At 71.9% G+C, this 9621-nt stretch carries 8 protein-coding genes and 1 pseudogene; 5 read left to right on the top strand and 4 right to left on the bottom strand.

What is annotated here, in order from left to right; genetic code table 11:
* Positions 1-936: lysylphosphatidylglycerol synthase transmembrane domain-containing protein (locus tag ACRDP3_RS10480; RefSeq protein ID WP_431516599.1), on the top strand; the 936-nt coding region annotated here is incomplete at its 5' end.
* 108 nt (positions 937-1044) lie between these two features.
* On the opposite strand, the pseudogene ACRDP3_RS10475 reads toward ACRDP3_RS10480, so the two are convergent.
* A pseudogene (locus ACRDP3_RS10475) lies at positions 1045-1752 on the bottom strand (RibD family protein); the annotation flags it as partial.
* Entirely contained in the window at positions 1749-2510 is a 762-nt protein-coding gene (locus ACRDP3_RS10470; protein ID WP_431516598.1) for a creatininase family protein, read from the bottom strand. The pseudogene ACRDP3_RS10475 and the gene ACRDP3_RS10470, both read right to left, overlap by 4 nt.
* Before the next feature lie 179 nt (positions 2511-2689).
* On the opposite strand from ACRDP3_RS10470, the gene ribA reads away from it, so the two are divergent.
* Positions 2690-3364, top strand: coding sequence for a GTP cyclohydrolase II (gene ribA, locus ACRDP3_RS10465; RefSeq protein ID WP_431516597.1), 675 nt, complete (start codon positions 2690-2692; stop codon positions 3362-3364).
* Between the two features lie 6 nt (positions 3365-3370).
* Here ribA and ACRDP3_RS10460 read toward each other — a convergent pair whose 3' ends face one another.
* Positions 3371-4006, bottom strand: a complete 636-nt coding sequence (locus ACRDP3_RS10460) for a TetR/AcrR family transcriptional regulator (protein WP_431516596.1) — start codon at positions 4004-4006, stop codon at positions 3371-3373.
* Positions 4007-4089: 83 nt separating this feature from the next.
* Here ACRDP3_RS10460 and ACRDP3_RS10455 point away from each other — a divergent pair, with 83 nt between their 5' ends.
* From ACRDP3_RS10455 to ACRDP3_RS10445, 3 genes are all read left to right on the top strand, one after another.
* Complete coding sequence (locus ACRDP3_RS10455) at positions 4090-5268, top strand: acyl-CoA dehydrogenase family protein (protein WP_431516595.1); 1179 nt, start codon at positions 4090-4092, stop codon at positions 5266-5268.
* Positions 5269-5396: 128 nt separating this feature from the next.
* Positions 5397-6752: a molybdopterin-dependent oxidoreductase gene (locus ACRDP3_RS10450; RefSeq protein ID WP_431516594.1), complete on the top strand. Its 1356-nt coding sequence runs from the start codon at positions 5397-5399 to the stop codon at positions 6750-6752.
* Positions 6749-7267, top strand: a complete 519-nt coding sequence (locus ACRDP3_RS10445) for a hypothetical protein (RefSeq protein WP_431516593.1) — start codon at positions 6749-6751, stop codon at positions 7265-7267. The genes ACRDP3_RS10450 and ACRDP3_RS10445 overlap by 4 nt, the downstream gene beginning before the upstream one ends.
* On the opposite strand, the gene ACRDP3_RS10440 is transcribed toward ACRDP3_RS10445, so the two are convergent.
* Positions 7196-9259, bottom strand: coding sequence for a hypothetical protein (locus tag ACRDP3_RS10440; RefSeq protein ID WP_431516592.1), 2064 nt, complete (start codon positions 9257-9259; stop codon positions 7196-7198). The two genes, ACRDP3_RS10445 and ACRDP3_RS10440, sit on opposite strands and share 72 nt — an antisense overlap.
* Positions 9260-9621: the final 362 nt, after the last annotated feature.

The raw sequence follows: 9621 nt of genomic DNA, 5'->3' as shown, positions 1-9621 counted from the left end.
ACCACCGTCTGCAGCGCCTGGCGCTGGTGTCTGGTGGCCCGCGGCCTCAAGCTCCGGCTGCCGCTGGCCGGTGCGGTCGGGGACTACTACCGTGCCCTGTTCCTGAACGCGGCGCTGCCCGGCGGCGTTCTCGGCGACGTGCACCGCGCGGTACGGCACGGGCAGCGGGCCGGCGACGTCGGCCGGGGCGTCCGCGCGGTGGTGCTCGAACGGGCAGCGGGTCAGGTGACTCTCCTCGCCGTCGGTGTGGCCGTGCTGCTCGCCCTGCCCTCTCCGGCGGCGGCCCAGGTCCGGCACCTCGCTGCCGCAATGCCGGGTGGTGTACCGCCCGTTGCGCTGCTGGGCGGTCTGGCGACCGCGGTTACGGTCGCGGTCGCCGTCCGGCTCCGCTCGCGGAAGGGGAGGACCGGCAGCTCACGATGGCGCCGGGCGGTCCGCGCCGCACTGGCCGAGGCGCGCCTCGGCCTGCTGGCGCGCGGCAGCTGGCCCGGAGTGCTGATCTCCTCCGTCGTGGTGCTGGCGGGACACCTGGGCACGTTCCTGCTCGCCGCCAGGGTCGCCGGATCCACGGCGCCGGCCGCCGAGTTGCTGCCCCTGATGGTGCTGGCGCTGGTCGCCATGGCGCTGCCCCTGAACGTCGGCGGCTGGGGCCCGCGGGAAGGCGTCACTGCGTGGGCCTTCGGCGCCGCGGGGCTAGGAGCGGCCCAGGGACTGACCGTCGCCGTGGTGTACGGAGTGCTCAGCTTCGTCGCGAGCATGCCCGGCGTCGGCGTGCTCCTGGGCCGCTGGGCCGCCGGCCTCCGTACCAGGGCCAAGGACGAGGCCGGCGCCGGGCCCGGCGCCGGTCCCGGGTTCGGGGTCGTCCCCGGGCGTGGGCAGGTCGAACTCGAAGAGCGTGTCCTCGCCGAGGCCGGCGCGCCGGACCGGCGGACGTAGCGCGTCCCGCATCACCCGGGGCCCGGCGAATCGGAGCCCCGGTATTCCGTCGCCGAGCAGGACCGGTGCCACGGTGACGTAGAGCCGGTGCAGTGCCCGCTCGTGCAGGAAGCGGGAGACGGTGATGCCGCCGCCCTCGACCAGTATCCGGCCCAGGCCGCGCTGCTGGAGCGTCCGTGTCAGCCGCCGTGGGGCGAACGCAGCCCGGTCCGGCAGCGTCAGCACCTCCACGCCGCTGCCGCTGCCGCCGTCGCTGCCGCCGCCGACACTGCCGTCGGCCGGGACGGCCGGTCCGGGGTCGCTGTCCGCGCACACCACCCACAGCGTCGGCGCGGCCCCGTCGGTGAACACCCGGTGCCGCAGCGGTACGCGGGCGCCCGGATCGAGGATCACGCGTACCGGGTTGCTCCCCGCACAGGCGCGCACCGTCAGCCGTGGGTTGTCCGCGACGGCCGTGCCGGCCCCGACCAGCACGGCGTCGGCGAGCGCCCGCAGGCGGTGCAGATGGAGACGGTCCTCCTCACCGGTGACGTAGTCGGCGTCGCCGGTACGGGTCGCGATGAAACCGTCCAGGCTCTGCCCGAGCTGTGCGAAGACCAGGCGCGGACCGGCCAGGCACAACGGCAGATAGCGGTCGGCGAGCAACTCCGCCCCGGGCGAGGCGTCCTGCACCCAGCGCCGTACGCCCTCCGTGTCCCGTACCAGCCCGGCGGCCCGCGCGTCCGCCGCGGACCGGATGCCGCGCAGCCGGTCCCATCCCTCCTCCGCGCTCAGCACGCCGTCGCCGGTACGGTCCTTCGCGCCGCGCCCCGTCATGACGCCCCCTCTCCGGGGGCCAGGAGTGCGAGGTATTCACCGAAGGACTCGACCAGTCCGGCCAGCAATTCTCTTCCCTTCCCGGCGGATGCCAGGGACGGGCGGCCGATGACGCCGGACTCCGAATACGCAGGCATACCGAGGCTGAGCAGATGCTTCCGGTCATCGGCAAGGCAATCGGACGTTTCGTAGCCGGGCCGCACCAGTTCGGGATGGGCGTGCAGCAGGATGGACGTCTCCACCTCTCCCGCGTGCATATCGCTGTGCGACGGCGTCCGCACACCGGCCCGGATCCGTGCCGCGTCCCAGTCCGCCGGGCCCGGGAAAAGCGCCATGCGGATTCCGTCGCCGGCGGATTCCTGAACCACGTTGCGCAGTACGTAATTTCCCCCGTGCCCGTTGACCAGAATCAGGGTACCGACACCGGAGCGGCGGAGTGATTCAGCGATGTCCCGTACGACGGCATAAAGAGTCGCGGCGGAAATGCTGACGGTGCCCGGCCAGGCGGCGTGCTCGTGCGAGCAGGAGACCGTGACGGGCGGGAGGTGGTGAACGGGATACGCGGCGGCGACCTCACGCGCGATCGTGCAGGCGATGACCGTGTCGGTGACCAGTGGCAGGAAGGCGCCGTGCTGCTCGAAGCTGCCGATGGGCAGGACGGCCGCACCGGCCGGCAGCGCTCCGGCATCCTCGGTGGTGGTCAGCGGCAACAGGCCGGCGGCCGTCCCGGCCGTCTCACTCGTTCCCGAACCGCTCATGTCCGCGAGGCCTTTCGTTCGTGGTGTCGGGCTGAACGCGGGCGCACCCGCGGGAGGCAGGTTACGCGGCCGCCCGCCGCTCACCGGTCGAACGTGACGAAACGGGCGCCTGGTTGCCGTTTCTTTGTCATTGTTCGCGTATACCGCTCTGTGATTGGCGACAGCGGTAGGATCCGGCCATGACGGACAGTGATGTCGTAATCGACGGCAGTGCTCAACTATCCGGTGCCGAACGAGTGGTGAATGTCCCGTTGCCCACCGTGCACGGTGATTTTCTGGCCGTCGGCTACCTGGACGGCAATGGTGGCGATGAGCAAGTAGCGCTGGTATACGGCGACATCGGGGGAGAGGGCGGAGAGGGCGGAGAGGAGGTCCTTACCCGGGTGCACTCGGAGTGCCTGACCGGAGACGCATTCGGGTCCACGCATTGCGAGTGCGGCGACCAGCTGTCCGCGGCGCTGCGCGCCATCGTGAGCGAAGGGCGCGGCATTCTCATCTACCTCCAGGGTCACGAGGGGCGTGGCATCGGCCTGTTGGGCAAGCTGCGGGCGATGAAGCTCCAGACGGAGGGGCTGGACACGGTCGAGGCGAATCTCGCCCTCGGACTTCCCGTCGACGCCCGCGACTACCGGGTGGCGGCGGAGATCCTGCACGACCTCGGGGTGCGCTCCGTACGGCTGCTGTCGAACAATCCGCTCAAGCGCGCGGCGCTGCTGCGGCACGGCATAAAGATCGCCGAGCAGGTCCCGCTGCTGATGCCGCCGGGCGCGGAGAACATCCGCTACCTGCGGACCAAGCGCGAGCGCCTGGGCCACTACCTGCCACACCTGGACGGGGTGGCCGACTCCGTCTGACGTGCTTCAGCGTGGGGACTGCGCCACCGAGAGGTACAGCGGTTCGAGGCCGGTGAGCAGGCAGCCCAGGGCGAGTTCGAAGCTGTCGTTGTCGATCTCCTCGGCGTGGCCGCGGATGAGGTGGGCCTGCACCAGATTGGGGTAGCGGTCGAGGTAGACGCGGGTGTCGTCGGCGAAGCCGCTGGCGAAGGGTGTGGTGGCCGCGCCGATGACCAGGTACTTCACCGAGGCGGCGATCATCGTCGCGTAGCGCGGCGGCCAGCCGGCCCCCACGAGGCCGCCGTGCACGGCGTCGGCCATGCTGAGGAAGTCCTCGCGCCGGCCGGTGCCGGCGGCCACCACGGGGGCGGCGTTGGGGTGGGCCCGCAGGGACGCCCGGTAGGACCTGCCCCAGGTCTCCAGGCCGGTGCGCCAGCCGTGTTCGAATCCGGACGTGTCCACCTGCTGGGTGAGCAGGTTGGCCACCGCGTCCAGGACGGCGTCCTTGGTGGGGAAGTGGCTGTAGAGGGAAGCGGCCTTCACGTCGAGGCGCAGCGCGAGGTTGCGCATGGAGAGTGCGTCCATGCCTTCGGCGTCGATCAGATCCAGTGCGGTGTCACGGATCCGCGCGCGACTGAGCAGCGGAGACCTGGGACGGGCCATCTGTCACTCCTTGGCAAACCTAACGCTGTCAGGTTAGCGTAGCGGAAAAGAAACTAACGCTGTTCGGTAACGAGGAGATCTTCGTGCCCCCCGTGACACCCCAGACCCCGCTCGGACTGTTCGGCACCGACGCGCTGATCGGCGACGAGGAGCGCGCGATCCGCGACACGGTGCGCGGCTTCGTCCAGGACAAGGTGAAGCCGAAGCTGGCCGACTGGTACGAGGCCGGTGCCATCCCGGCCCGCGACCTGGCCAGGGAGCTCGGCTCGCTCGGCGTGCTCGGAATGCACCTTGAGGGCTACGGCTGCGCCGGGACCAGCGCGACGGCGTACGGACTGGCCTGCATGGAGCTCGAGGCGGGCGACTCCGGACTGCGCTCGCTGGTCTCGGTCCAGGGGTCGCTGGCGATGTTCGCGATCTGGAAGCACGGCAGCGAGGAGCAGAAGCAGCGGTGGCTGCCGCCGATGGCCGCCGGTGAGTCGATCGGCTGCTTCGGGCTGACCGAACCGGACTTCGGGTCCAACCCCGCCGGCATGCGTACGCGCGCGACCAGGGACGGCTCGGACTGGGTGCTCAACGGCAGCAAGATGTGGATCACCAACGGGTCCGTCGCCGACGTCGCCGTGGTGTGGGCACAGACCGAGGACCGCGTTCGCGGGTTCGTCGTACCGACGGACACGGCCGGGTTCTCGGCGCCCGAGATCAAGAAGAAGATGTCGCTGCGCGCGTCGGTCACCTCCGAACTCGTACTGGACGACGTGCGGTTGCCCGAGTCCGCGGTGCTCCCCGGAGCGGCCGGCCTGTCCGGTCCGCTGTCCTGCCTGAACGAGGCCCGCTACGGCATCGTCTTCGGCGCCCTCGGCGCCGCACGCGACTGCCTGGAGACCGCGATCGACTACGCCCGGCAGCGGGAGATCTTCGACAAGCCGCTGGCCGCCTACCAGCTCTCCCAGGCCAAGCTCGCGGACATGTCGCTGGAGCTGGGCAAGGGGATGCTGCTGGCACTGCACCTCGGCAGGCTCAAGGACGCAGGCACACTGCGGCCCGAGCAGGTCAGCCTCGGCAAGCTCAACAACGTACGGGAGGCCATCGCCATCGCCCGTGAATGCCGCACCCTCCTCGGCGCCGCCGGCATCACCCTGGAGTACCCGCTCATGCGGCACGCCAACAACCTCGAATCGGTGCTCACCTACGAGGGGACCTCCGAGGTGCACCAACTGGTGATCGGGCAGGCCCTGACCGGCGAGGCGGCCTTCCGCTAGGGCATTCTCCGGGCGCAAGTGTGACGTCCCGGTGACCCCGACGGCGGGTCACGGGCGACGGCGGGGCAGGCGGCATACGGTCGATCCGGTGGCCGCCGGGCCGCCCGGCCGCCGTCGAGGGGACCCGCATGGACGCCAGTGACCACGGCGATGACTCCCGTGCCCGCCCGCCCGCACCCCGTTCCGGACTCCGTGCCGCGCCGGGGAAGCGGCCGCCGCCCGGCCCGACCCGGCCGGAGTTCTGGCGCAGCCCGCTGCGCGGGCCGTGGCTGACGTCGGTGTTCGGGCTGATCCTGCTCGGCGGCATCATCGTGCTGTTCGTGACCGGGCTGCTCTCCTACGTCGCCTACAACCCGGGTCTCTCACCGGTCAACGACACGAAGACCGACGTGGGCTGGCTGGACTTCTACCTCTTCTCCTGGCCCACCAGCCCCTCTTGGCTCTACCGCCTCACCCAAGGGGTTCACGTCACGCTGGGGATCGTGCTGATCCCGGTGCTGCTCGCCAAGCTCTGGTCGGTGATCCCGAAGCTGTTCACCTGGCCGCCGCTGCGCTCGCCCAGTCACGCGATCGAGCGGCTGTCCCTGCTGCTGCTCGTCGGCGGGGCCCTGTTCGAGTTCGTGACCGGCATCCTGGACACGCAGCTGCACTACATCTTCCCCGGCTCCTTCTACACGCTGCACTTCTACGGCGCCTGGGTCTTCATCGGCGCCTTCGTCGTCCACATCGCGTTCCGCATCCCGGTCATGTGGCGGGCACTGCGCAACCGCCGGCTGCGCACCGAACTGCGAACTCCCCTGGCACGTACGGAACCCGAGCCGTCGGACGAGGGGACCGGCCTGGTCTCCCCGCGCCCGGCACCGGCCACGATGTCGCGGCGCGGCGCGCTGGGCATGGTGGGCGCGGGCTCGCTGGTGCTGCTGGCCGTGACGGCGGGTCAGAGCATCGGCGGTTCCCTGCGGGGAACGGCGCTGCTGGCCCCGCACGGCCGCGACCCGGGACCGGGGCCCAACGGCTTCCAGATCAACAAGACCGCGGCCGGCGTGGGCATCCGGGCCCGGGACATCTCGGATGCCTGGCGGCTCACCGTGCGTACCGAGGGCCGCGAGATGGTCCTGACCCGCGAGCAGGTGCTGGAACTGCCTCAGCACACGGCCGCGCTGCCCATCGCGTGCGTGGAGGGGTGGTCCACCGGAGAACAGCAGTGGAGCGGCGTGCGGCTCGCGACCCTGGCGGCCCTGGTCGGGCTGCGCGGTTCGCCGCCGGGCGTGTTCGTCGAGTCCGCGCAGCGCTCCGGGTCGTTCCGCTCGGCGGCGCTGCGCGACAACCAGGTCCGCGATTCCGAGTCACTGCTCGCGCTACGGGTCAACGGAGCCGACCTGTCACCGGACCACGGCTACCCGGCGCGGATCATCGTTCCGGCCAACCCGGGCGTCCACAACACGAAATGGGTCACCCGGCTGACCTTCGGAGCAACCTCATGAAAGGCCTGCGCGCACGCTACGGCGACTCGCCCCTGCACCTGCTCCTCGTCCTGTGCTCCTTCGCGCTCACCGCGTACGCCGGCATCCGCCTGCTGGAGGAGGACCCGCTCTGGGTGGCTCTCTGGTTCGTGGGCGCGGCGCTCGTACACGACCTGCTGTTCCTGCCCCTGTACACGCTCACCGACCGCGCGCTGCAAGCCCTCTCGCGGCGACGCTCACCCGCCGGATCCCGGCCGGCCCGGGCGGGGCGGGGACGGATCAACTACGTCCGGGTGCCCGCCTTCCTCTCCCTCCTGCTGCTCCTCGTCTGGTACCCGCTGATCCTCAATCAGGTCGCCCGCTACTCGGCCTACACCGGCCTGGAGGCGGGCGTCTTCCTGGGCCGCTGGCTGCTGATCACCGTCGCCCTCTTCGGAATCTCGGCCCTGTGCCTGGTGGTCAGGTCACTGATCCTCGCTCTGGCGCCGCCGCGCGACGGCGAACCCGTAGGCGGGAACGGTCACTTGGACCCGTGAGCCGTTCTCCGTGTGCCGCCCCTGGGCCCGGGCCCGGTCGTCGTACAGCTCGACGGTCACCGGGCCGCTCCCCGGCGGCGAGACCTCGACTGTACGAGGCCTCCCGTCCCCGTTGCTCAGCAGGGCGAGGCCGCCCCCGGGCCCCTTCAGCACCAGCCGCGCCACGGCCGGCCGGACCAGCAGGGCGTCCACCCGGAGCGGGCCGGACCCCACCTGCTCGGCCCGGCAGCGCAGTTCGGCTCCGGGAGCCATCAGGCGGGACAGCGAGCGGGGGAGCAGCGCGCCCGGCGCCGCACTGATGCCCTGCTTGCCGCCGGCGCCGTGATCGACGCGGCCGGCCGTACGTGCGGCGCTGTGCCAGACCGTCGTGCCCGCGTCCCGCTCGGGTACCAGGTTGACGACCGGGGAGACCAGCAGCGGCACATCCCCGCGGGGCAGCGTCCAGGAGATCCCGTCCCCGTCCCGCAGTTCGACGTACGCGTCGCCGCTGTACCGCGACTCTCCCGTCCAGGCGGAATCCGGGCGCACCACCTTCGCGGAGCCTGCCAGGCGCCCGTCCTCCGCCTCCAGTACGCGCAGCCCGTCCCGCGCTTCGACACCCTCCAGGCGCAGGAGCGTGGCCTCGGCCGCGCGGCCGGTCAGCGAGTCGAGCGCGAGCATGGACAGCTGGCCGTGGATGGTGGACTCGGCACCGGAGTTGCGGTTGATCTCGCCGTCGGGTGCGACGCCGTCGAAGGTGATGCCGGTGGAGGGGTCGTAGACCGCCTCGCCCGCCGCGTTCGCGCCGAAGTACCAGGCCGCGGTGAGCGCCGCGAGCGGGTAGAGGCCGGGGTGCCCGCCGGTCTCGGCGACGGCCAGCAGGGCGCTCAGGCGGGCGTCGACCCCGTACGCGATCTGGGTGCGGTCGACGGGCGCCGGCAGCCAGCCGTTGTCGCAGCCGCCGGCGGTCAGCAGCTCGGGGGTGAGACCCGCGGTGTCCGCGACGGCGCCCGTCAGCAGTTCCGGCCGTCCGAGCACGTCCGCCGCGGCGGCCAGGGCGGTGGGCATCTGCGCGCCCCAGGCGTGCCATTGGGAGACGGAGGTGGCGGTGGGGAGGATCGCGCCGTACGGCCAGGTGCCGGCGGAGCCGGCTCCCAGCGCGGCGATTCCCTCGGCCAGTTGTGCCGCCGCGGTACGGGCCCGGCCACCGCCGCCCGCCCGTACGAACGCGGTGAGTCCGAGCACGGCTTCCGAACTGGAGTCCGCGCCATGGGTGATGAGCCAGCCCGGCACCCGTCGGCCGTCGGCGACCTCCCAGGTCCCGTACCGGGCGAGCACGTCGCGCTCCAGCGCGTTCAGCGCGAGGTCGGTGCGGGCTCGCAGGAAACGGGCGAAGGCGGGGTCCGCGCGGCGGAAGGCGGCGTACCCCTCGCCCAGGGCCCAGATGAGGCGGGCAAGCCAGTAGGAGGGACCGGAGTCGGAGGGGTCGGGGGTCTCGGGCGGGTAGGCGCTGCGGTTGAGGGTGCCGTCGGCCTGCTGCCACAGGACGATGTTCCCCGCGTGCGGGCCGTCGGTGGTCTGGAGGTAGCACAGCCCGCGCAGCAGTTCGTAGGCGGACCGCCGGCTGGTGGCGGCGCCCGTTCCGCGCCAGTGGCGCAGATACACCACGGCCGCGCGGGCCACGTCGTCCGCGTTGAACGCGCCCTGCTCGTAGTAACCGGTCTCCGGGTCGTGGGTGCCGCCGCCGATCCGCCGGTAGGAGCCGTCCTGTTGCCGGTCGGCGTACGTCCACAGGGTGCCGAGTGCGGGCTCCTCGTCGAGCCGGTAGGTGTCGTGGCCGGCCTGCCGGGCGGGCCTGACGGTGTCGCCGAGGAAGTCGAGGTGGTCCAGGTTGGCCAGCGGCCGGCCGCGCCGGGGGCGCGCGGCGGTGGCCTCGGCGGGAAACGCGCCGAGCCCGCCCGCGACCGGCACGGTCGCGGCCGCGCCAAGGGCGAGGAGTGTTCTTCGGGGCACGGACATGGGTTCCCTCACGTTCAGCTCGGCGCCGCGGGTCGCAGGACCGGCGGGCGATCGGCACTTCAGGGGAGATCGTCGTGTGCACCCTGCCCGTTTAAATCGGTTTAGACAACCCATCGGACATGCGTCCTGCCACGAAGATCATTTGCGGGGTCCGACTCGTACGGCTCACCAGATCAGGCACCGCGTGATGCCCCGTGGGCTACTGACGCGTGACGTCACAAGGGATCAGCGGCGTCCGGCGGGCCCGGTCTCCGCCGCTGAGGGGTGCCTCCGCCGGTTCACGCCAAGGCGGTGTCCCCCGGGTCGGCGTCGCGATCCGCGGGGCCGCCGGTGGTCTCGTTCGGACGCTCGAACGG

Source organism: Streptomyces sp., assembly GCF_050698815.1.
Taxonomy (GTDB): Bacteria; Actinomycetota; Actinomycetes; order Streptomycetales; family Streptomycetaceae; genus Streptomyces.
The sequence above is the reverse complement of the archived record's forward strand: the minus strand, read 5'-3'. Positions and strand labels throughout refer to the sequence as shown.

Coding starts and splice junctions, on each gene's coding strand:
- ACRDP3_RS10470 (WP_431516598.1), bottom strand. CDS start 2,510: ATGAGCGGTTCGGGAACGAGTGAGACGGCCGGGACGGCCGCCGGCCTG.
- ribA (WP_431516597.1), top strand. CDS start 2,690: ATGACGGACAGTGATGTCGTAATCGACGGCAGTGCTCAACTATCCGGT.
- ACRDP3_RS10460 (WP_431516596.1), bottom strand. CDS start 4,006: ATGGCCCGTCCCAGGTCTCCGCTGCTCAGTCGCGCGCGGATCCGTGAC.
- ACRDP3_RS10450 (WP_431516594.1), top strand. CDS start 5,397: ATGGACGCCAGTGACCACGGCGATGACTCCCGTGCCCGCCCGCCCGCA.
- ACRDP3_RS10445 (WP_431516593.1), top strand. CDS start 6,749: ATGAAAGGCCTGCGCGCACGCTACGGCGACTCGCCCCTGCACCTGCTC.